At 71.8% G+C, this 21,285-nt stretch carries 19 protein-coding genes; 12 read left to right on the forward strand and 7 right to left on the reverse strand.

All coding sequences use genetic code 11. The annotated features are described in order from the left end of the window. The first annotated feature begins 157 nt into the window (after positions 1 to 157). Positions 158 to 1,810, forward strand: a complete 1,653-nt coding sequence (locus tag ACSU6Z_RS01000) for a purine-cytosine permease family protein (RefSeq protein WP_437041912.1) — start codon at positions 158 to 160, stop codon at positions 1,808 to 1,810. 358 nt (positions 1,811 to 2,168) lie between these two features. Next, on the forward strand, positions 2,169 to 4,814 hold the full coding sequence (locus tag ACSU6Z_RS01005; protein WP_437041914.1) for a SpoIIE family protein phosphatase: 2,646 nt from the start codon (positions 2,169 to 2,171) through the stop codon (positions 4,812 to 4,814). 66 nt (positions 4,815 to 4,880) lie between these two features. On the opposite strand, the gene ACSU6Z_RS01010 is transcribed toward ACSU6Z_RS01005, so the two are convergent. Together ACSU6Z_RS01010 and ACSU6Z_RS01015 are read right to left on the reverse strand one after the other, a co-directional pair. Further along, complete coding sequence (locus ACSU6Z_RS01010) at positions 4,881 to 5,852, reverse strand: MASE1 domain-containing protein (RefSeq protein ID WP_437041916.1); 972 nt, start codon at positions 5,850 to 5,852, stop codon at positions 4,881 to 4,883. A gap of 50 nt (positions 5,853 to 5,902) precedes the next feature. Continuing rightward, the gene (locus tag ACSU6Z_RS01015; RefSeq protein ID WP_437041918.1) at positions 5,903 to 6,733 is read right to left on the reverse strand and encodes a PP2C family protein-serine/threonine phosphatase; all 831 of its coding nucleotides are present in this window, start codon (positions 6,731 to 6,733) and stop codon (positions 5,903 to 5,905) included. Between the two features lie 354 nt (positions 6,734 to 7,087). On the opposite strand from ACSU6Z_RS01015, the gene ACSU6Z_RS01020 reads away from it, so the two are divergent. Next, positions 7,088 to 7,291 carry a cold-shock protein gene (locus tag ACSU6Z_RS01020; protein ID WP_437022291.1) on the forward strand — a complete coding sequence of 68 codons (204 nt, stop codon included), beginning with the start codon at positions 7,088 to 7,090 and terminating at the stop codon, positions 7,289 to 7,291. A 179-nt stretch (positions 7,292 to 7,470) separates the two neighbouring features. Here ACSU6Z_RS01020 and ACSU6Z_RS01025 read toward each other — a convergent pair whose 3' ends face one another. Continuing rightward, positions 7,471 to 8,346, reverse strand: coding sequence for a recombinase family protein (locus tag ACSU6Z_RS01025; protein ID WP_437041920.1), 876 nt, complete (start codon positions 8,344 to 8,346; stop codon positions 7,471 to 7,473). 250 nt (positions 8,347 to 8,596) lie between these two features. Here ACSU6Z_RS01025 and ACSU6Z_RS01030 point away from each other — a divergent pair, with 250 nt between their 5' ends. Continuing rightward, positions 8,597 to 9,871, forward strand: coding sequence for an APC family permease (locus ACSU6Z_RS01030; RefSeq protein ID WP_437041922.1), 1,275 nt, complete (start codon positions 8,597 to 8,599; stop codon positions 9,869 to 9,871). Positions 9,872 to 9,975: 104 nt separating this feature from the next. Continuing rightward, complete coding sequence (locus tag ACSU6Z_RS01035) at positions 9,976 to 10,482, forward strand: DoxX family protein (protein ID WP_437041924.1); 507 nt, start codon at positions 9,976 to 9,978, stop codon at positions 10,480 to 10,482. A 10-nt stretch (positions 10,483 to 10,492) separates the two neighbouring features. On the opposite strand, the gene ACSU6Z_RS01040 is transcribed toward ACSU6Z_RS01035, so the two are convergent. After that, on the reverse strand, positions 10,493 to 10,837 hold the full coding sequence (locus tag ACSU6Z_RS01040; RefSeq protein WP_437041926.1) for a PadR family transcriptional regulator: 345 nt from the start codon (positions 10,835 to 10,837) through the stop codon (positions 10,493 to 10,495). A 193-nt stretch (positions 10,838 to 11,030) separates the two neighbouring features. Here ACSU6Z_RS01040 and ACSU6Z_RS01045 point away from each other — a divergent pair, with 193 nt between their 5' ends. Continuing rightward, positions 11,031 to 11,159: a hypothetical protein gene (locus ACSU6Z_RS01045; RefSeq protein ID WP_437041928.1), complete on the forward strand. Its 129-nt coding sequence runs from the start codon at positions 11,031 to 11,033 to the stop codon at positions 11,157 to 11,159. 15 nt (positions 11,160 to 11,174) lie between these two features. On the opposite strand, the gene ACSU6Z_RS01050 is transcribed toward ACSU6Z_RS01045, so the two are convergent. Next, the gene (locus tag ACSU6Z_RS01050; RefSeq protein ID WP_437041930.1) at positions 11,175 to 13,802 is read right to left on the reverse strand and encodes a Tn3 family transposase; all 2,628 of its coding nucleotides are present in this window, start codon (positions 13,800 to 13,802) and stop codon (positions 11,175 to 11,177) included. Between the two features lie 569 nt (positions 13,803 to 14,371). Between ACSU6Z_RS01050 and ACSU6Z_RS01055 the strand changes: the two genes are divergently transcribed. The 5 genes from ACSU6Z_RS01055 (at position 14,372) to ACSU6Z_RS01075 (ending at position 18,868) form a co-directional block, all read left to right on the forward strand. Further along, entirely contained in the window at positions 14,372 to 16,126 is a 1,755-nt protein-coding gene (locus tag ACSU6Z_RS01055; protein WP_437041932.1) for an ATP-binding protein, read from the forward strand. Between the two features lie 121 nt (positions 16,127 to 16,247). Beyond that, complete coding sequence (locus ACSU6Z_RS01060; RefSeq protein ID WP_437041934.1) at positions 16,248 to 16,667, forward strand: roadblock/LC7 domain-containing protein; 420 nt, start codon at positions 16,248 to 16,250, stop codon at positions 16,665 to 16,667. Further along, a complete protein-coding gene (locus tag ACSU6Z_RS01065) occupies positions 16,664 to 17,020 on the forward strand; it encodes a DUF742 domain-containing protein (protein WP_437041936.1) in 357 nt (118 codons plus the stop codon). Before ACSU6Z_RS01060 ends, ACSU6Z_RS01065 begins: the two co-directional genes overlap by 4 nt. Then, the gene (locus ACSU6Z_RS01070) at positions 17,001 to 17,618 is read left to right on the forward strand and encodes a GTP-binding protein (protein WP_437041937.1); all 618 of its coding nucleotides are present in this window, start codon (positions 17,001 to 17,003) and stop codon (positions 17,616 to 17,618) included. Before ACSU6Z_RS01065 ends, ACSU6Z_RS01070 begins: the two co-directional genes overlap by 20 nt. Next, a complete protein-coding gene (locus ACSU6Z_RS01075; protein WP_437041939.1) occupies positions 17,615 to 18,868 on the forward strand; it encodes a cytochrome P450 in 1,254 nt (417 codons plus the stop codon). Before ACSU6Z_RS01070 ends, ACSU6Z_RS01075 begins: the two co-directional genes overlap by 4 nt. A 48-nt stretch (positions 18,869 to 18,916) precedes the next feature. Here ACSU6Z_RS01075 and ACSU6Z_RS01080 read toward each other — a convergent pair whose 3' ends face one another. Further along, positions 18,917 to 20,143 carry a cytochrome P450 gene (locus ACSU6Z_RS01080; protein ID WP_437041941.1) on the reverse strand — a complete coding sequence of 409 codons (1,227 nt, stop codon included), beginning with the start codon at positions 20,141 to 20,143 and terminating at the stop codon, positions 18,917 to 18,919. Positions 20,144 to 20,444: 301 nt separating this feature from the next. Between ACSU6Z_RS01080 and ACSU6Z_RS01085 the strand changes: the two genes are divergently transcribed. Next, on the forward strand, positions 20,445 to 20,645 hold the full coding sequence (locus ACSU6Z_RS01085; RefSeq protein WP_437041942.1) for a hypothetical protein: 201 nt from the start codon (positions 20,445 to 20,447) through the stop codon (positions 20,643 to 20,645). 451 nt (positions 20,646 to 21,096) lie between these two features. Here ACSU6Z_RS01085 and ACSU6Z_RS01090 read toward each other — a convergent pair whose 3' ends face one another. Beyond that, positions 21,097 to 21,264 (reverse strand): hypothetical protein, encoded by a 168-nt coding sequence (locus ACSU6Z_RS01090; protein WP_437041944.1) that lies wholly within the window; start codon positions 21,262 to 21,264, stop codon positions 21,097 to 21,099. Positions 21,265 to 21,285 lie beyond the last annotated feature (21 nt).

Raw genomic sequence — 21,285 nt, forward strand, 5'->3', positions numbered from 1 at the left:
GGCGCGGCGGCCGTGCGGCGCCGGCGGGCGCCCGGCGGAGGCGTCCGTCCCGCGCTGACGCCCGTATCCCCGCGCGGCGCACCCGCCGCTCCCCCGTCCCGCCGACGACGCCGAGGGGGCCGTCCGGCACCCCGGCACCCACTCCAGGAGATGTGACATGAGCACGACTGACACACGGTCGGCGGCCAGGCCGGAGACGACCCGGGCCGCGGCCGACCAGGCGGCCGAGGAGACGCTGGAGGACTACACCCTGCGTTTCGCCCCGCGCAGCTACCGCCGCTGGAGTCCGATGGTCGTGGCGACGACCGCGCTGGGCGGCATCGCCTACATGGCCGACTTCTCCATCGGGGCGGGCATCGGACTGGCCCACGGCACCGGCAACGCGCTGATCGCGATAGCCGTGGCCGCCGCCGTCGTCTTCGCCACCGGCTTCCCGCTCTCCTACTACGGCGCCCGGTACAACATCGACCTCGACCTGATCACCCGCGGCTGCGGTTTCGGCTACTACGGATCGGTCCTCACCAGCGTCATCTTCGCCAGCTTCACGTTCATCTTCTTCGCCCTCGAAGGCGCGATCATGGCACAGGGCCTCGAACTCGGCCTGGGCCTGCCGCTGTGGCTGGGCTACGCCGTCTCCACCCTCATGGTGATCCCGCTGGTGATCTACGGCATGAAGGCCCTCAGCAAGCTCCAGGTGTGGACCACGCCCCTGTGGCTGCTGCTGATGGTCGCCCCGCTGGTCCATCTGGTCGCCACCGACCCCGGCACCGTCGACCGCTTCCTCTCCTACGCGGGCACCGACGGCGAGGGCGGCGTGAACACCGCCTCCGTCCTGCTCGGCGCGGGCGTGTGCCTGTCGCTCATCGCGCAGATCGGCGAGCAGATCGACTACCTGCGCTTCATGCCGCCCAAGACCGCGGCGAACAGGCGGAGCTGGTGGACCGCGGTGATCATGGCCGGTCCCGGCTGGGTGGTGCTAGGCGCCCTGAAGCAGGCCATCGGCGTCTTCCTGGCCGTCTACATCCTGGCCGAGGCCGGGCCGGCCGCGGCACCCGAGCCGATCCGGCAGTTCCAGGGGGCCTTCGACGCGATGATGCCGTCCTGGATGGTGGTGCCGCTGGCCGTGGCGCTCGTCGTGATCAGCCAAATCAAGATCAACGTGACCAACGCGTACTCCGGCTCCCTCGCCTGGACCAACTCCTGCACGCGCGTCACCCGGCGCTACCCCGGCCGCATGGTGTTCGTCCTGGTCAACCTGGCCATCGCGCTCACATTGATGGAGGCCGACATGTTCAGCGTCCTCAACGGCGTCCTCGGCTTCTACTCGAACTGCGCGATCGCCTGGGTGGTCACCGTCGCGACCGACATCCTGGTCAACAAGTACGTGCTGGGGCTGTCCCCGCACGCGCCCGAGTTCCGCCGCGGCATGCTGTACGCCGTCAACCCGGTCGGTGTGGTGTCCTTCGTCGCCGCCTCGGGTCTGTCCATCGCGATGTACTTCCACCTCCTGGGCGACGCCCTCCAGCCGTACTCCCCCGTGGCCGCGGCCCTGATCGCGTTCGTCCTGACCCCGCTGACGGCCGTCGCCACCGGGGGCCGGTACTACCTGCGCCGCGGCGACGACGGCATCGCCGAGCCGCTGCTGGACGCGGACGGCAACCCCAGCGCCGTCACCTACGACTGCCACGTCTGCCGCCGGTCCTACGAGCGCCCGGACCTCACCGCCTGCGTCGCCCACGACGCGGTGGTGTGCTCCCTGTGCCTGAGCACGGACAGGACCGGCGACCACGTGCTGCCGGCGTCCGCCTAGTGCCGCGGCGGGCAACGGCGTCCGGTGCGTGTTCCCGGTGTGCCGGCCCGGACCCCCTCGTACCGGACGCACCCGGGCTTTCGGCCGGTGCGGCGAGGAGGGCCGGGGCGCCGCGGGGCCGTCGTGCGGATCACGCCGCGGACGCGCGGTCCGGCACGCGCGTCCGCCGCGCCGTCGTCGCGCGCCGGCGGGAGCCGTCGATTCCCCGCGGTCCGGCCCGCACGGCCGCCCCGGGGCACGCGGCCGGGTGAACCAGCCGGCGGCGCCGGGCGACCGGCCGGCCCACCCGGGAGGCCCGTCCCCCGGCCACACGCGGAACCGACGTGCCGCCGGAGGGCCGGACCAGCACACTGGTGCCATGGGCGACCCCGATCCGCCGAGGGCAGTGACGCGTCGGTTTCCCCTCGCCCCGCAGAGCGCCGCGTCGGCACGGCGGTTTGTGCGGGCCGCGCTGCCCGCCGTCCCCCCGGAACTGGCCGACACGGCCGAACTCCTGGCCGGCGAGTTGGTCACCAACGCCGTACTGCACGCGCGCACCGAGATCGACGTGACGGTCCGCGTCCTCGACGGCACGGTCCGGGTGGCTGTCGGCGACCGGCGGCCGGACCTCGCCCCGGTGCCCCAGCGCTGTCCCCCGTACGCGGGCACCGGGCAGGGGCTGGCCCTGGTCGCGCACCTGGCGTCCCGCCACGGCGTCGACACCGGCGCGCGGCGCAAGACGGTGTGGTGCGAACTCTCGTCCGGCGGGCCACCGCCACCACCGCCCCCGCCGTCCGGCCGGCGGCCCGGCGAGGCGTCCGGCCCCTCGGACCGGACCGTGATCCTGGCCGATGTGCCGAGCGCCCTGTACACGGCGTCCCGGCAGCACCGCCACGCCCTGATGCGCGAACTCGTACTCGCCGCGGCCGCCGGGAAAGGCGTCGGCGTGCGCCCGGAGGACCTCGCCGCGGCCCACGACGCCAACAACGCGATCAGCACCTGGGTGGCCGCCGCCCTGGACCGACAGCCGGCCGACGCGGGGACCCGCTCGCTGGTGCTGCGGGTCCCGGCCGACGCGGTGCCGGCGGTGCGCACCCTGCGCGACGTGCTCGGCCTGGGCGAGGAGGCCGCCCGGGAGGAGCGCCTGCTCACCCTGCCCGCCCTGCCGCGCTGTCTCCTGTTCCAGGAGTGGCTGTTCGACCAGATCGGCGGCCAGCTCGCCGGCGCCCAGCCGACCGCCTGGACGGTGGTACCCCGGGAACCGGGCCTGAGCCCTCCGGAACTGGTGCCGTGGGACACCGGCCACGTGGGGGCCGGCCGGGTGCCGACCGTCGCCGCCGACGAGGACAACCGGATCATCGCGGCGAACGGACCGGTGACGGACCTGCTCGGCTGGGACCCGGCGGATCTCGTCGGGCACAGGGTCACCGTCCTCGTCCCCGAGCACCTGCGGCAGCGGCACGCGGCGGCCTTCTCCTCGCTGCTGCTCACCGGCCGGCCCCGCATCGTGGGCCGGTCCGTGCCGCTGCCGGCACTGCACCGGGACGGCCACGTCGTCCCCGTTCGCCTGGTCCTCCAGACCCAGGAAACGGCCGAGGGCCGCACAGTCTTCGTCGCACAGCTCATTCCCCGGGCCGCCGCCTCCGCCGGACCGTCGGCCGCACCGGGCGGCGCCGGCCGGACGGCACCGCGGCAGTCCGAGGAGACGTACGCGCCGGTGCCGCCGGAGCACCCCGCGGGGACGGATGGCGCGGAGCCGGAGATGTCGCCCGTGGAACGGCTCTCCCTGCTGGCGAACGCGGGAGCCGCACTGAGCAGCACCCTGGATCTCGACACGGGCCTGCGGCACGCCGCACGGCTGCTCACCCGGCGGCTGGCGGACTGGTGCGCGGTGGACCTGTTCACGAGCCCCTCCCGGGCCGAGCGGATCTGTTTCGTCTCACGCGATCCCGGCGGGGCGCGCCCGGCGGCGCGCGAAGGCCCGCTGCCGCCGGTCTCGGGGACCGCCCGCGGACCACTGGCCCGTGCGCTGCGCGGCGCGGGGCCGCTGCTGCTCACCGGGGCCCCGCCGGCGCACCGCAGCGGGAACGCGCTGGACGCCCACTACCTGGCGCTGTTGCGGCAGCTCGACGCGGGCAGCGCCGTGGTCACTCCCCTGCGGGCCCGCCACGAGATCCTCGGAGCGCTGACCCTGGCCCGCGCCCGGCGGAGGCGGCCGTTCACAGAAGAGGACCTGCCCCTGATCGAGGACGTCGTCCGCGGCATCGCCCTGGGCATCGACAACACGCGCCTGTACCAGGCGACCCGCAACATCGCCGAACGCCTCCAGCGCTCGCTGCTGCCCGCGCTGCCCGATGTCGACGGCCTGCGGCTCGCCGCCCGGTACGCCTCCTCCTCCACCACCGCGCAGGTGGGCGGTGACTGGTACGACTGCTTCGTCGTCCCCGGCGGGGACACCGCGGTGGTCATCGGTGACGTCACCGGCCACAACCTCGACGCGGCCATCGCCATGAGCCAGCTGCGCAGCATGCTGCGCGGCATCGCGGTCGACCGCCGGGAACCACCCGACATGGTGCTGCGCCGTCTGGACCTGGCCAACCACAGCCTGTACCGGGAGGCGACCGCCACCTGCATCTACGGGCTCGCCCACCGCTGTGCCGACGGCTCGTGGGAGCTGGCGCACTCGTCCGCCGGCCATCTGCCCCCGCTGCTGACCACCCGCGAGGGGGAGACCCGGTACCTGGAGGAAGGCGCGGGTCTGCTCCTCGGCATGGATCCCGAGATGCCCCGGCGCACCGCCCGGGACCGCCTGCCCGCCGGATCGACGCTGCTCCTGTACACCGACGGCCTCGTCGAGCGCCGCGACGAGTCCCTCGACGACGCCTTCGCCCGGCTCCGCAGGCACACCGCCGCCCTGGCCCGCGCACCCCTGGACACCTTCTGCGACGAGCTCCTCATCGGGCTCGGCGCCGACAGCGCCGACGACATCGCGGTCCTCGCGCTCCGTCCCGCTCCCCCGAAGTGAACGGCCCGGCCGGCCGGGGTGCGGCGTCCCCGCCGGGAGCCGTCCGGCGGCTGCCGGCGCGGCCCGTCAGAACCGCTCGGGGGGTGGCTCGGCCGCGGTCATGTGCTCCAGTGCTTCGACCAGCTCCTGGCAGGCCCGCTCCACCGAGCGTCTGGTGTTGCGCTGCTCGGTGATCACGGCCGACAGCAGGAGGGCGGTGAGGGCCATCGTCCCGTTGAAGCCCTGCAGCTTCACCATGACCTCGACGTCGGTCAGCCGCGCGAACGAGCCGACCCGGTCCGTGGCGGCGACGGTGGCCATGACGGAGGCGGCCAGGGCGCACAGCATGCTGCCCGCCAGCCGGAAGCTCAGTGCCGCCCAGACCAGCAGCGGGTACACCAGGAACAACAGGCTGACGGAGCTGTGCGTGGCCAGGGGCACCAGGACGCAGGCGAGGAGGGCGAGTGCCGCGGCCTGCGCCCATCGCGTGCCGCGGGAGGGCAGGCGTGCCCGGCGCAGCAGGAGCAGCAGCGGGGTGAGGACGAGGACTCCCGTGGCGTCGCCGACCCACCAGGCCAGCCAGACGGGCCAGAACCCGTGCGCGGCCAGCTTGTCCGTCAGGACCAGGGAGCCGACCCCGATGGTCGCGCTGATCAGCATGCCGGTCAGCGCGCCCAGGAAGACCAGGGCGAAGCCGTCGCGCAGTCGGCCGAGGTCGGTGCGGAAGCCCGCTCTGCGCAGCATGAGGAAGGCGCACACGGGCGCGAGGGTGTTCCCGAAGAGGGTGGCGACCACGGCGGGCCGCACGGGGGCGATGGACATGATCACCAGGAGGGCGCCGAGCGTGATGCCGGGCACGCACCGCATCCCGAAGAGCAGCAGGCAGGCCACCGCGACGCCGGTGGGCGGCCAGATCGGGGTGACGACCGCCTCCTCCACGTCGAGCTGCCACACCAGCCCGATCCGCCCCGCCACGTAGTAGCAGCCCGCGACGGCCAGGGTCTGCACGGCGCGGACGACCGGCCGGGGCCACGCTCGGATACCCGCCACAGCAGCCATCAGACACCGGCGCCGGCGGGTCGGCGAGACGGGGAGGGACGTGTCCCGCCCTATGGCTGAACGTTTCGCCCGTCGTGTCCCACCACCAGCACGGCGGCGTCGTCCTCGTGCCCGACGCGTTCGGCGTTCCTGATCACGGCCGCGGCCAGCGACTTCGCCTCCATCCCCGCGACCGCCGCGATGCCCGCCAGCCGCACGACCCGGTCGAGCCCCTCGTCGACGTTCATCGACGGACCCTCCACCACTCCGTCGGTGAGCAGGACGAAGACGCCGCCCGTGGTGAGCCGGTACCGGGTCACCGGGTACTCCGCTCCCTCCAGGACGCCGAGGGGCGGCCCTCCCTCGTCCTCGGCGACGCCGGACCTGCCGTCGGCGGTCGCCCACACGCAGGGGATGTGCCCGGCCCGCGCGCTCTCCAGCGCTCCGGTGGACGGATCGAGCCGCATGAACGTGCAGGTGGCGAAGAGGTCGGCGCCCAGCGACAGCAGCAGGTCGTTGGTGCGGGCCAGCAGGTCGCCCGGCTCGCTCGTGACGGAGGCCAGCGCCCGCAGCCCGACGCGGACCTGCCCCATGAACGCCGCCGCGTCTATGGTGTGGCCCTGGACGTCCCCGACGGAGAGCCCGATGCGGCCGTCGGGCAGGGTGAAGGCGTCGTACCAGTCGCCGCCCACGTTCAGCCCCGAGTAGGCGGGCGAGTACCGCACGGCCAGGTGGATCCCGGGAACGGCGGGCATGTCCGCGGGGAGCATGCCGCGCTGGAGGGCGATGGCCAGTTCGACCCGGGACCGCTGGTGCTCCGCCACCCGGCGCGCCTGGGCGGTCAGCGACCCGAGTCTGGCCAGCAGCTCGTCACCGTCGTCCGTCGGACGCTTGCGGAACATCGATCGCTCCGGAGGCCGGAAGTCCCTTCTGAGACATGTCCCTACATGATGCTTTTGTCTGATCGTAATGGCACGAGGGCCCGGGCCGAGGAGGGACGAAGGCGAAGGCGGGACCCGCGGGACGCCGGCGCCCCGCGTGCCGGGAGCACGCCCCGAACGGCCCTCTTGCCATCCGGCCACGTCCGCGCTATGGTTACTGAAGTTGCAGTTTTGGTACCCATGAACTTTGTGCGCCTGACGGTATGTGACCATCAGGCGCATTTTTGTTTTCCGGAGCCCTCCGGATGGGGACATTGTTGCGGCCGGGTTTCGCGAGGTGCGGAACTTCGATCACTTCCCCGCAGAGGAGAGAACATGGCCACCGGAATCGTCAAGTGGTTCAACTCGGAAAAGGGCTTCGGCTTCATCCAGCAGGACGGCGGCGGCGCCGACGTCTTCGCCCACTACTCCAACATCGCCACCTCCGGCTTCCGTGAGCTGCAGGAGGGCCAGCGGGTCTCCTTCGACGTCACGCAGGGCCAGAAGGGCCCGCAGGCGGAGAACATCGTCCCGGCCTGATCCGGCGATTCACCGAGGGCGGACCGCATGAGGTCCGCCCAGCGGCAGGGCCCGCGCCTTTCCCGGCGCGGGCCCTGCCGCGTTTCGCGTCCCGGAGACCGGGTGCCGGGCCGAGCCGGGGTATCGCCGAGATACGGGTCAAAGGGGCAATGAGTTGATTTCGAAGCCCTGATGGCTGTTCAGCTCTCCGCTTCATCCTCGGCGAGGATGCGGTAGACGGTGGCGACCGAGGGGCGCTTGCCCTGGTTCTTGCCCGAGGTGATGACGAGCTTGCGGGCGATCCCGGGGACGGGGACACCGTTGGCCCGCAGGCTGCGGGCGTATGCGGCCATGTCGTCGTCGACGACCTTGGGGCGTCCGCCGTGACGGCCGCGCTCGCGGGCGGACGCCCGGCCTTCGAGGGACTTCTCCCGGATGTACTCGCGCTCGGACTCCGCCATGCCCGCGAAGAACGCGAACAGGGCGGCGCCGTGCCCGGACGGGTCATAGACCCCTTGGAGGGGGCCGGTGAGGAGTTCGAGCTGGATGTCGTGGTGGCGCAGGTCCTCGGCGATGGCCAGGAGTTCGGCGGCGCCGCGACCCAGGCGTTTCATCTCGTGCACGGTGAAGATGACCCGTTGGTGGGGGACGGCCTTCTTGATGGTGCGGGCGAAGTCCATCGCCTTGGTGAACTCGGGCCGGACCTTGATCCGGGTGCTGATCTTCTCGGAGAAGACCGGGTCGCATCCGGCTTCCGCCAGGGCGTCGAGCTGGCTCTGAAGTTCTTGCTGGGCGGTGCTGCACCGGGCGTACCCCACCCTCGTGGGCTTCGTGGTGGCCTCGGGCGCTGCGGCGTCGATCGCCGGGCCCCTCTCCCACACGCGGCCGGGGCCGCGGTCGGCGGGGGTCTTCACCTCCAGCTCGGCGCGGAGCTGGGGGACGAGCATGAAGCGCGGGGTGTGGTACTTCGGGGCGACTTTGCCGCCGCGGGTGCGGCAGGTGCTTCCGGCGGGCACGTCACAGGTGGGGCAGTCGAACTGTTCGACGGCGGCGGCCGGTTCGGCGAGGGCTGGCATGTCGCAGAACCTGTCGCGAGGGGCTTTGTGCGAAAGCTTTTTTGCGAGAGGTTGTGAGAACGAAGATCAGGGGCAAACCGGACACGGTCCGGCGGGGGTCTCCGGTCTCTCAGGACTACTCATTTCTGCGAACACGAAGCGTGCATCCATGGGCCCAAGGTGCGGGCCGGCGGCCGGATGAGGGCTCACGTATCGTCTCCCGATATCGGAGTGCGTAACGTCTGCGGCTGTGCCGCCGAGGGAGTGGGCCATGAGCAAGCCATCGATCGCCGCCGGGATGCCGGATGAGCTGAGCCGCCGGCTCGGGGTTCCGGATGCCGTGGTGATCGGTCTGGGGTCGATGATCGGCGCGGGGATCTTCGCCGCGCTCGCCCCGGCCGCACGGTCGGCCGGCTCCGGGCTGCTGATCGGCCTGGCACTCGCCGCGGTGGTCGCCTACTGCAACGCCACGTCCTCCGCCCGGCTCGCGGCCCGCTACCCCGCGTCGGGCGGCACCTACGTCTACGGCCGTGAACGCCTCGGCGAGTTCTGGGGCTACCTGGCGGGCTGGGCGTTCGTGGTCGGCAAGACCGCCTCCTGCGCGGCGATGGCGCTCACCGTCGGCTCGTACGTGTGGCCGGGTCAGGCCCATGCGGTCGCGGTCGCGGCGGTGGTGGCGCTGACCGCGATCAACTGCACCGGTGTGCAGAAGTCCGCCCTGCTGACCCGGGTCATCGTGGCCGTGGCCCTGGCGGTGCTCGCCGCCGTGGTGGTCGCCGCGCTCACCTCCTCGGCCACGGACACGGCCCGGCTCGACGTCGGGGACGACACGACCTTCGGCGGGGTGCTCCAGGCGGCGGGCTTGCTGTTCTTCGCCTTCGCCGGGTACGCGCGCATCGCGACCCTGGGTGAGGAGGTCCGCGACCCCGCCCGCACCATCCCCCGGGCCATCCCGATCGCGCTGGGCATCACCCTGGTCGTCTACACCCTCGTCGCCGTCGCCGTCCTGACCGTCCTCGGCCCCAAAGGGCTGGCGGAGGCGGCCGCGCCGCTGTCGGACGCGGCCAGGGCCGCGGGCGCCGACTGGCTGGTGCCGGTCGTGCGCGTCGGTGCCGCCGTGGCCGCGCTCGGTTCGCTGCTGGCCCTGATCCTCGGCGTCTCCCGCACCACGCTGGCCATGGCCCGCGACCGGCACCTGCCGCACGCCCTGGCCGCCGTCCACCCGAAGTTCAAGGTGCCGCACCGCGCCGAGCTCGTCGTCGGCGTGGTGGTGGCCGTGGTCGCGGCGACGGCCGATGTGCGCGGGGCGATCGGGTTCTCCTCCTTCGGCGTGCTGGCGTACTACGCCGTCGCCAACGCCTCCGCTTGGACCCTCTCCCCGGACGAGGGCCGCCCGGCGCGGGTCATCCCGGCCGTCGGGCTGGCCGGCTGCCTCGCCCTGGCTTTCGCTCTCCCGGCGTCCTCGGTGATCTGGGGCGCTGCGGTCCTGGCCCTCGGCGCCGCCGCCTACGGGGTGCGCCGCATGATGCCCACGCGCAGTTCCTAGGACGACTCACCCTCGTCGACTGGCCGGAATACCGCTGGTGCCCCTCTGCCTCGCGGGACGACATCGAGACCCGATACGCCTTGCGATGGGAGAGGGGCACCCTCATGACGCAGCTCAGCACCTGGCAGGCGAAGCTGACCGCCACCAGCGTGCCCGCGGCCACGGTCCTCATCCGCCTCTACGTCGGCGCCGTCTTCCTCTCCGAGGGCATCCTGAAGTTCCTCCGCCCCGACGCGCAGGGCACCGGCCGGTTCGACAAGGCCGGCATCCCCGCCCCCGGCTTCTTCGCACCCCTCGACGGCTTCTTCGAGATCGCCTGCGGCCTGCTGATCCTGGCCGGGCTGCTCACCCGGCTCGCCGCGCTGCCCATGATCGTGAACATGCTCGGCGCCCTGCTGATCACCAAGCTGCCGATCCTGTGGGGCTACGCCCCGCTGTTCGCGGGCAAGTCCGGCTGGTGGGACTTCGCCCACGAATCCCGTACCGACCTCGCCCAGCTGTGCGGCAGCCTCTTCCTGCTGCTCGTCGGCGCAGGCGCCCTCTCGCTCGCCGCCCGCCCGGCCCACACCGCCCACGCCCCGGCCGCGGCGGCCGGCACGGCGGCCCGCTGACCCGCCGGACTTACGGGGCTTCGTCGCCCAGGACCTCGCGGGCGAGCTCCTTCAGCGCCTGCCGGTCCTCGGCCAGGGCCTTCTTTCCGGCCTCGGTCGCCCTGTAGATGCGCCGGGTACGGCCGTCGACCACCCGCTGCTCCGAGGTCAGCAGGCCGTCCGCCTCCAGCCGGTGCAGCGTCGGGTACAGGGTGCCGGGGCTGATCTGGTAGCCGTGGGAGGCCAGTTCCTCGGTCATCCACGCGCCGTGGATCTCCTCCTCAGCTGCGTGATGCAGGATGTGCAGCCGCACCGCGCCCCGCTGGAACTCCCGCACCCTGGCCACCTCCGGCAGTGACGAAACCGATATCGGCATCCGATCCTACGCCGCCACCGGACTTCGCCTCATGCCCCCGCTACGGCCTCGGGCCCGGATATCGTGAGTCGAAATCGGATGCCGATATCCAAGAGCGAGCCCGTCATGGACAGCGAGCACTCCCTCGACCGCGTCATCGAGCACCTCACCGCCCGCTTCCCCCCACCACGACGAACAGACCGTCGCCGAGACCGTGTACGCCACCCGCGCCCGGTTGCGGGGGGGCGCCACGGTCAGCACGCACCTGGCGGCGCTCACCCAGCGGCAGGCCGGGGACGCGTTCGCCCGCACGCTGCCCAAGCGCCCCGTCCAGCAGGCGTAACCCCAGACCGAGGGGTCAGGCGGCCGCGGTGAAGCCGGCGGCGGCCAGGTCCTGGTCGTGCAGCGGGGTGAAGTCGACGTCCAGCTCGAGGTCGTACGCCTCGGGTTGGATGCCGAGTTCGTGGGTGGAGTACTCGCCGAACCGGTTGATGTGCTCGGTCAGGTACGGCGAGATGCGGGCCAGGTCCTCCGGCTCGATCGTCCAGCCCTCTTCCAGTAGCTGCCGCACGATCTCGGCGATGTCCAGGGCGTTGTGAAAGATCACCGCGTTCGTGAGCAGCGCGTTGAACTTCATCGCCTTCTCCTGCTCGACGAGGTCGTTGTCCGCGATGACGCCGCGGTTGCCAAAGCCGATCCACTGCGAGAAGCCGTTGAACGCTTCGGTCTTGTTCGTCGCCGCGGTGACCCGCCGGCGAAGCGCCGGATCACAGAGGTAGCGCAGCAGCTGGACGGTGCGGATCACGCGGCCGACTTCGCGGAAGGCGGCGTGGGTGGCGTTCTTCTTGGAGCCCGAGCGCAGCCGCTTGAGCAGTGTGGACGAGGAGATCGCCCCCTCCCGTACGGAGACCGCGACCTTCATCAGGTGCTTGAACTGGGACTCGATCAGGTCCCAGTCGATGACGTTCTTGCCGCTCTCGCCGAACAGCGCGTCGATATGCACGTACTCGGTGGTCTTGCTGGGCCGGTAGAAGGTCAGGCCCTTCCAGTTCCTGACTCTGGGCATGAGGTCGAAGCCCAGCAGGTGCGCGAGCGCGAACACCGGCTGGGACTGGCCCTGGGTGTCCGCGTGCACGGTGGTCGGCTTGACCTCGGAGGAGTTCTTCAGCAGGCCCTCGATGATGTAGACGGCCTCCCACACCCCGCACGGGATGAAATGCGTGAACAGCGCGACGTAGGTGTCGGAGATGTGGTGATAGGCGATCCCGCCCGGCTTGCCGTACCGGACGGAGGTCTCGGCGAGCAGGTTGTCGAGGTAGGTGCCCAGCTTCTCCTTGACGACCTCCCAGTCCAGCAGTTGCTTGGACCAGTCCGCGTACTCCTCCGAGCCGACCACCGCGACGTCGCCGGTGCGCACTTCCTCGGCGGGCGCGGTGAAGACCATCGCCTCGAAGTGCTTGCGCACGAACTGCCCCGTACGGGTCTTGTCGAGAACGGCCTTGCGCCAGTTCTGCGTGGCGAAGGAGATGTCCACCTCCTTGCCCTCCTCGTCGAAGGCGGTGATGTACTCGCCACGGGCACCCTGGTGCCGCATCGCGTGCGCGAGCGCGTCCAGGACCCGCCGGTCCTCGGACGTCTCGGTAAACTCCAGCTTCTCGACCAGGTCGAACATCACCGCGCGGTCCCGGCCGATCTGCCCGTACAGCAGCACCTCCCAGAAGTTGCCGCGATGGGCGGAGACCTTCCCGATCTGCTCGTACTGCTGGTCGAACCCGCCGAGATCCTCGACCGCCTTGGTGACGGCGCCGAGCCCGCCGGCCTGCACCAGCAGGGCCTTGGCCATCGCCAGGACCGCCGGGGAGACCTTGCCGCCCAGCCGCTGGGCGACCTCGTCCACCGGCGCCTCGTCGTCCAGGCCTTCCAGGGCTTCACGGACCTCGGCGGTCATGGCCGCGGCCTTCCGAACCGCCTGATGGGCGGGGCCACCGTCGTCGATGTTCTTGAGCACCGTGCGGTAGTTCCCGATCAGGGCCTCAACGATCTCCCGCTCGGCAAGCCGGATCGCCTCCAGCTCCTCCTTGGCCCTCTTGATCTTCGTGGCCACGCGCTTGGTGGACATCGTCGCCAGGTCGTCGCGGACCCGCATCCTCGCCTTGTGCGCCAGGCACGCGATCAGCGCGATCTGCTTGATGGGGGCGTAGTCCCGCAGTTCCGAGGCGTCCGCCGCGTCCGCCTCCCCGGCAAAGTCGGTGATCTTCCCCGTGGCCACCGACTCCATCCACACCGAGGTGTCGCCGAGCTCGTCCAGCCAGTCCAAGCGCTTGGCCAGGTTCTTGAAGTGCGACCAGGTCGGCCCCTTGGCGGGCTTCTTCAACCGGTTGAACAGCGTCGTGCCGTCCGAGTCGCGTTCCTCCAACAGCTCCAGCACGGCCCGCTGAACGGGGCTCATGCGGTCGTGGATGCCCTCGCGGATCGAGGCGTTCACCTCGGTGCGGATCTTCGAGGCCATCTTGTCGAAGGTGGAGAACCCGGGCAGTTCCAGCCCGGCCTCCACGACCTTCTTCAGCGCGATGTTGATGAAATCCGCGGGCCGGTTCTTCGCCGTGGCCTCCTTGCGGATCGACCGCTCGACAATCCGCCGGGCCTCGCCCTGGTCGTACTTCACGCCGACCCTCTTGCGGACCAGACCCCGGTGGTGCTTGGCCGTGCGCTCCGCCCGGTACAGCGGCAGCGTGCCCTCCGGCAGCTCCACCTGGCGCCGTACGAACTCCACCACCTGCTCCGGGACGTCCTCCAGAGCGGGGAAGCAGCCCATGCGCTGGTACGACTTCAGCATCAGCAGCAGGGCCAGCAGATGCTCGTCACCATCCGTGGCATCGGCCGCCCACTGAAGCTCATCGCGAGTCGGCGAGAAGAACAGATGCAGCTCGTGCGCGGTGATCAACCGCTTGAACCGCGGGTACGCGGTCCGCTCGATCGAGGTCACAATCCCGCCCCGGCCCCAGACGACAACAACATCACGACCAACGACACCGAGCCGAACGGGTGACGGGATCGGGGCGCGCTCAGGACTTCAAGATCAACTCATTGCCCCTTTGACCCGTATCTCGGCGATACCCCGAGCCCGGCCGCCGCATCGTGCCGCCGGGGATCCCGCGTCCGCGCCGCCCCCGGGCCGCGTCACCCCGGCACCCGCGATACGACAGTTGGCCGGAAAACGTACTCTCATGTGTGGCGGACACGCCCCTGGGGGATACTCGGCAGCCGACCGGTGATCCGCCGCATGGTCCGGTCGGCGGGATATCCACACATCACCGGTGCCGACCACTTGCCATCTCCCTTAACACATGCGCCAGTTGCAGCGACACGTTCGCGACGAAATCGGGTACCGCGCAGACTGCGCGCCCTGTTCGATCACGTCGCCCCTCGGGATGGCTAGCATGTGCCAGTACCCGGCCCGGAAGATCACCATCCCCTTGGTGGCCCTCCTCCGGCCTCCGGCCGTCCTCCGTCGGCCGGCCGCTTCTCCTGTTCCCAAGGACCGAGGGACCGCGAATGTCAGTGCCCCCACCGCCCAGTCAGCACCGGTCGGCGAAGACGCGTCCTGCCTCGTCGGCCCTGCCTGTGATCGTGGTGGCGGTGAGCGCCGCGGCAGCCGGGGCCGCGGTCGCGGCGGCACCCGCCGCAGCCCGCGCCTGGACCCTGGCCTGCGCCCTGGCCGCCTGGCTCTGCATCGCCGTCGGCGCCCTGCTGATACGGCGGGCCGGGCGCTCCGTCGCCGCCCGGGAGTCCGAACTGGCCCGGCTCAAGGCGCAGATGGCGCAGCAGTCGGCGGAAGCCGCGCACCTGGTGAACGTCACCCTGCCCGCCGCGGCGAAGCGGCTGCGGGACGGCGCGAGCGCCGGTGACACCCTCGCGGGCGTGGCGCCGCCCTCCGATCCCCCGCTGCGCCAGGTCCTGGACACCTTCACCCGCCTGATGGAGGAGGCCGTCCAGCACGCCGCGGCACTGGACGCCGAACGGCAGCGGGCGCGGGACGAGATCGAACGGGCCGTGGGCCAGTTGGAACGGCTCACCCACGAGACCCTGCCCACCGCCGTGTCGCGACTGCGGGAGGGCAGTTCCGCCGACACCGTGCTCACCGAGCTGGAGTGGCCGGACATCCCCCTGCTGCGCGTTCCTGCTGAATCGTTCGTGCGGGAACTGGCCCGCAGTGAACGGCGCGCCGCCGCCGCGCAGGCCGCCTCGGCCAAGGCCCTCAGCCGCGTGCAGGCCAAGGCGGTCAGCATGCTCGCCGACCTGCGGGAGATGCAGGAGCGGCACGGCGAGGAGGTCTTCGGCGACCTGCTGAAGCTGGACCACAGCACCTCGCAGCTGGGCCTGATGACGGACCGGCTGGCACTGCTCATGGGCGGCCGGTCCAGCCGCGCGTGGAACAAGCCGATCGTGATGGAGAGCATCCTGCGGGGCGCCGTCGGCCGGATCGCCGCCTACCAGCGGGTGCGGCTGCACTGCGCCACGAACGCCGCCGTCTCCGGCTTCGCCGCCGAGGGCGTCATGCACCTGCTCGCCGAACTGATGGACAACGCCGCCAACTTCTCGCCGCCCATCGACGAGGTCCACGTCTACGTCGAGGAACGCAGCGCCGGCATCGTCGTCACCATCGAGGACAGCGGCCTGAAGATGGCCGACGCCGCGATGCGCCACGCCGAGGAGGCGGTGGCCGGGCGCATGACGGACCTGGCCTCCCTCCAGGGCACGCGCCTGGGCCTGGCCGTGGTCGGGCGGCTGGCCGTCAAGTACGGCATCGGCGTCAGCTACCGGCCGTCGTCGCGCGGCGGCACCGGCGTGGTCGTCCTGCTGCCCCCGCAGCTGCTGGCCCAGCAGCGCGGTCCCGTGTCGCAGGAGACTCCGCGCCGGCCCGCCGTCTCCGCCGCGCCCGTCCCCGGTCCCGCGGTGGCCGAGCTGCCCGGCCCTCCCGCCGCGGCCGGGACCGCGGCGGCGCCGGTGGCGCGGACGGCGCGGGCGGAGACGCCCGAGCAGACCGCGCACGAGCGTGCGCGAAGTGCCACGTCGAACGGCCTGCCCGTGCGGACGCCCGGCCGGACCATGGCGGAGGCGGAACGCGAGCGCGAGCAGCGCCGGTCCGCGCCCGACGCCTCCGCGCCGGACGGCACGCGGACGGCCGAGCGCGCCCCGGCGCGCGACGCGGGATCGCGCTTCGGCGCCTTCCACCGCGGCCGCCGGTCCGGCAGCCGTACGGCCGGACCGGGCGCCCTGCCCGACGCCGAGCCGCCGTCCGCCCCGTAGGCGGACCACCGTCCTTCCGTACGGCGCAGGGCCCTGGAGCCCGCGTCCCCCCTTGAGTTCGTGAGATTGGAGGAACGGGCCGGTGACCGGGCAACCGGGCACCACCGTCCCATCACCCACCATGCAGACCACCGACAACAGCCTCACCTGGCTCCTGCAGAACCTGCTGGAGCGCACGCCCGGCACCCGGCACGCCCTGGTCCTGTCCCGGGACGGCCTGAAACTGTGCTGGACCGAGCATCTGACGCTCGACCAGGCCGACCAGCTCGCGGCGATCTGCTCGGGCATCCAGGCCCTCGCCCAGGGCGCGTCCGTGGAGTTCGGCGACGGCACCGGCGGCGTCCGCCACTCCATGACCGAGTTCCACGGCGGCCTGCTGTTCATCGTGGAGGCCGGTGAGGGCGCGCACCTGGCCGTCGTCGCCGAGGAGGATGCCGACCCGGGCGTGGTGGGCCATCAGATGACCGAGCTGGTCGAGCAGATCGGCGAGCACCTGCGGGCCGAGCCCCGCAAGCCCGTCCGCGGGAGTGCCTCGTCGTGATGCGCAAGCCCGTGGACACCGGTGACCCCGACCGGCTCTACACGGTCACGGGCGGACGCAGCCGTGCCGACGACTCCTTCGACCTGGTCACCCTGGTGGTCAGTGAGTGCGAGCCCGCCGCCGGGATGCAGTCCGAACACGTGCGGATTCTGGAGATGTGCCGGCACCCGACGGCCGTGGTCGAGATCGCCGCGGAGCTGAAGCTGCCGATCACGGTGGTGCGGATCCTGCTCGGTGACCTCCTCGCCATGGGCCGCATCACCGCCCGTCACCCGCGCGCGGCGCAGTCCGTCGCCTCGCTCCCCGACTCCGACCTTCTCAAGGAGGTGCTCCATGGGCTCCGCAACCTCTGAGCTGCCCGTCCGCCGCACGCCCCTGGCCGATGCCGCGGAGACCGGCCTGAAGATAGTCATCGTGGGCGGGTTCGGAGTCGGCAAGACGACCCTGGTCCGCTCGGTCAGCGAGATACGGCCGCTCAACACCGAGGAGGTGATGACGCAGGCCGGTGTCGGCGTCGACGAGACGCACGGGGTGGCGGCGAAGACCACCACGACCGTGGCGTTCGACTTCGGGCGGATCAGCCTCAACGAGCGCATGGTGCTCTATTTGTTCGGCGCCCCGGGGCAGGAACGTTTCTGGTTCCTGTGGGACCGGCTGTTCTCCGGCACGCTGGGCGCGGTCGTCCTGGTGGACACCCGCCGGATGGACGACTCCTGGTACGCGATAGACCGGCTGGAACACCACAGGACGCCGTTCGTCGTGGCCGTCAACCGGTTCGACGACGACACCCACCGCCACTCCCTGGACGAGATCCGCCAGGCGCTCGCCCTGCCCGCGCACGTGCCCATGATCGACTGCGACGCGCGGGTGCGGCAGTCCGGGAAGGACGTGCTGATCACTCTCGTGAACCACCTCTACGAACGGGCCGTGGCCCAGGAGGCGACCCTGTGACCGACACCGGACCCTCCGCCGCCCCGGTCGGCTGCCCGGCGCACGCGGGCGCGGTGCGCCTGGGCGGACTGGAGTACCAGCAGACCCCCTCTCAGCTCTACCGCGCCCTGCGCCGGAAGCACGGTGCGGTCGCGCCCGTGCTGCTGGACGGGGACATCCCGGCGTGGCTGGTCCTCGGCTACTCGGAGCTGACCTATGTGACCAGCCACGACGAGCTGTTCGCCCGTGACTCGCGGCGCTGGAACCAGTGGGAGAACATCCCCGCGGACTGGCCGCTGCTGCCGTTCGTCGGCTACCAGCCCTCGGTGCTGTTCACCGAGGGCGAGGAGCACCGGCGGCGGGCCGGGGTGATCACGCAGGCGCTGGAGGGCGTCGACCAGTTCGAACTGGCCCGCGACTGCGAGCAGATCGCCGACCAGCTCATCGCCTCGTTCGCCGGGAGCGGCGAGGCGGAGCTGATGAGCGCCTACGCGCACGCCCTGCCGATGCGCGCGGTGGTCCGGATGTGCGGGGTGCCGGCCACCGGCGCGGACACCGAGCGGCTCGTGGACGACCTGCGGATCTCCCTGGACGCGGCGGAGGGGGACGACCCGGTGGCCGCGTACGCGCGGGTCGGGGAACGGATCCACCAGTTGGTGAGGGAGAAGCGGGAGCGGCCCGGCTCCGACATCACCTCGCGGATGCTGCTGCATCCGGCGGGGCTGTCCGACGAGGAGATCGTGCAGGACCTGATCTCCGTGATCGCCGCGGCCCAGCAGCCCACCGCCAACTGGATCTGCAACACGCTGCGGCTGCTGCTCACCGACGAGCGGTTCGCCCTGAACGTCTCGGGTGGCCGGCTCAGCGTCGGGGAGGCTCTGAACGAGGTGCTGTGGCTGGACACGCCGACACAGAACTTCATCGGCCGCTGGGCCGTGCGCGACACCCAGCTCGGCGGGCGGTTGATCCGGGCGGGCGACTGCCTGGTGCTGGGGCTGGCCGCGGCCAACACCGACCCGCAGATCTGGCCGGAGTCGCACGTCGGCGCGGAGAACGCCGCGCACCTGTCGTTCAGCAACGGGGAGCACCGCTGCCCCTATCCGGCGCCGCTGCTGGCCGACGTCATGGCCCGTACGGCGGTGGAGACGCTGCTGGAGCGGCTGCCCGACCTGGTACTGGCGGTGGAGCCGGAGGAGCTGTCCTGGCGCCCGTCGATCTGGATGCGCGGGCTGGCCTCGCTGCCGGTGCGGTTCACGCCCGTGGTGCAGTGACGGACGGGCCGCGCGGCGGGTGTGCCGCACGGCCCGGCATGCCCCGTCTCAGGAGGCGGCGGGGGTGAACCGTACGGGCAGGGCCTGCGGGCCGCGGGTGAAAACGCCCTGCTCGGCGGGTTCGAAGCCGTCGGCGAGCCGGATGTCGGGCATGGCGTCCAGCAGCTGGTCGACGCCGATCTCGACTTCGGCCTTGGCCAGCAGGGCCCCCACGCAGAAGTGCCGGCCGAGCGCGAAGGCGAGGTGGTCGGCGGCGGCGGAGAAGGCGGTCGTGGTGGTCAGGTCGTCGCGGAAGATGTCGAACCGGTCGGGGTCGCGGTAGCGGTTCTCGTCCCGGTTGGCGGCGCCGATCAGGCAGGTGACGGTGGCCCCGGCGGGGATCGTGCCGCCGCTGAGGGTGACCTCGGTGGCGGACTGCCGCATGATCATGTGGACCGGGGGCGTGTAGCGGAGGGTCTCGGCGAAGGCGCGGGGGATCAGGGTGCGGTCCTCCCGTACGGCGGCGAGCTGCTCGGGATGGCGCAGCAGGTTGGCGAAGATGCCGGCGATGGCCTTGTCGGTGGTCTCGCCGCCCGCGGCGAGCAGCAGGCTGCAGAAGGACTTGATGTCCTCGTCGCTCATCCGCACGCCGTCGACCTCGGCGGCGCACAGCGCGGACAGCAGGTCGTCGCCCGGCTTCTCGCGGCGTTCCCGGATGATGGGGAACATGTAGGCGGCGAACTCCTCGCGGGTCCGCTCGCCGGCGGCCGTCACCTCGGGGTCGCCCGACAGGTTCCCGAGGAAGGCGATGACCGATGTGTACCAGCGGTGGAACTTGCCGTGGTCGGCCTTGTCCAGGCCCAGCATGTCCGCGATGACGTTGACGGGGAAGCGGGTCGCGTAATCGGTCACCAGGTCGGCGGAGCCGGTGTGCCGGAAGGCGTCGATCAGCTCGCGGGAGTTGCGCTCGATCACCGGCAGGAACTTCTCCTGCAGGTCGCTGCCGCGGAACGCGGGGGCGACCAGCGCGCGCCGCACGGCGTGTTCCCGGCCGCTGAGCTGGAGGATCGTCTTGCCGTGGACGGGTTCGATCTGCCAGTCGTAGTTGTCGGTGGTGAACTCGCCGTTCTTGTCCTTGAAGACGCGCTCCACGTCCTCGTAGCGCGAGATGATGTAGCTCTGGGTGGCCTCGTGCCAGACGAGGGGTGCGCTGTCGCGCATCACGCGATAGGCAGGGTAGGGATCCGCGGCGAACTCGGCAGAGAGGATGTCGGGGACCTGCTGCGCGGTGGGCATGGAGCTCCCTGTGATCTGTGACCGGATGTACCGCACAAGGTTATGGATCACCCGATGACCGGAACAGATGCCTCCTGGCCTACTGCCGGGCGCGGGGCCGCCGTTGGCCGAAAACCGACCATGCGTTCCAACCGCACGCCGATCCGAACCGGCGCCCCACCCGCACCGTCGCCTCAACCTTCTTGAGTCGACCGTTATCAATACTCCTCCGGTCGATTTGTCAATTTCCTTGGGTTCTGCTACATCACGAAGGTGCGGTCACGGACCGTGTCAGGACTCGTCCTCACGGAAGGAGCGACTTGTGTTGATATCCGCCGTGGTGATCCCGCTGGTGCTGCTCGCCGCCGCCTTCGCGCCCGACGTCTACGAGGACTGGAAGCTCCACGCCCGGCAGAACCGCCTGCCGCTCCCCCCTCCCCGGCCCGCCCTCCGTCCCAGGTTCCCGCGCCCCGTGGGCGCCCGGGAGGACCGGGGCGCCCGAGCGCACGGCGTCCGGACCTGAGCCGTACGGGCGAAGCCGCCCCCTCCCCCGCCGGACGGCCCGTCTCCGGCGGGCCGCGGCGCGGCGTCACCCCTTGCCCCGACCCGGCCCATGGGCTCGCTCCGGCGCCCTCGGCGGCGTTGTCAGGGCGCCGACGGCGACCCGTGACGGGGCCCGGTTCCGACAGGTCCGGTCCATCGGGGAAGAAGGCCACCCGGCGGCTCGGGTCCGGCGCGCCGGCGGCCCGTACGCGGTCGGGCAGGGTACCGGGGCCGGTGCCGTCGGCCCCGACGAACGCGATGCGGCCCTCGAGGACGTCGCGCACGAGGCGTTCGGCGCGCTTGGGGACCGGTGGATCGTCGCGGTGCGGTCCGCCCTGATCACGGCCTCCGGCACTGCGGCCGACACCGACATGCCGCGCCCGGAGGAGCCGTGGCCGTCCCGGTGGGACGGCCACGGCCGGACACGGGTGTCAGCGGGCCTTGCCGCCCGCCTGGCCTCTGCGCGCGTTGTTGTACAGGCGCAGCAGGTGTTTGGCCACGGCGCAGCGCGCCGCGTCGGCATGGCACTGACGGCAGGTCCGCATGTGGTGCTCGTAGGCCGTGCGGGCCTCTTCCAGGGCGTCGTTCTCAGAAGGCATGGAATCTCCGGATGAGACGTG

It is taken from the genome of Streptomyces sp. enrichment culture (assembly GCF_964273145.1).
In the GTDB taxonomy this organism is placed as follows: Bacteria; Actinomycetota; Actinomycetes; order Streptomycetales; family Streptomycetaceae; genus Streptomyces.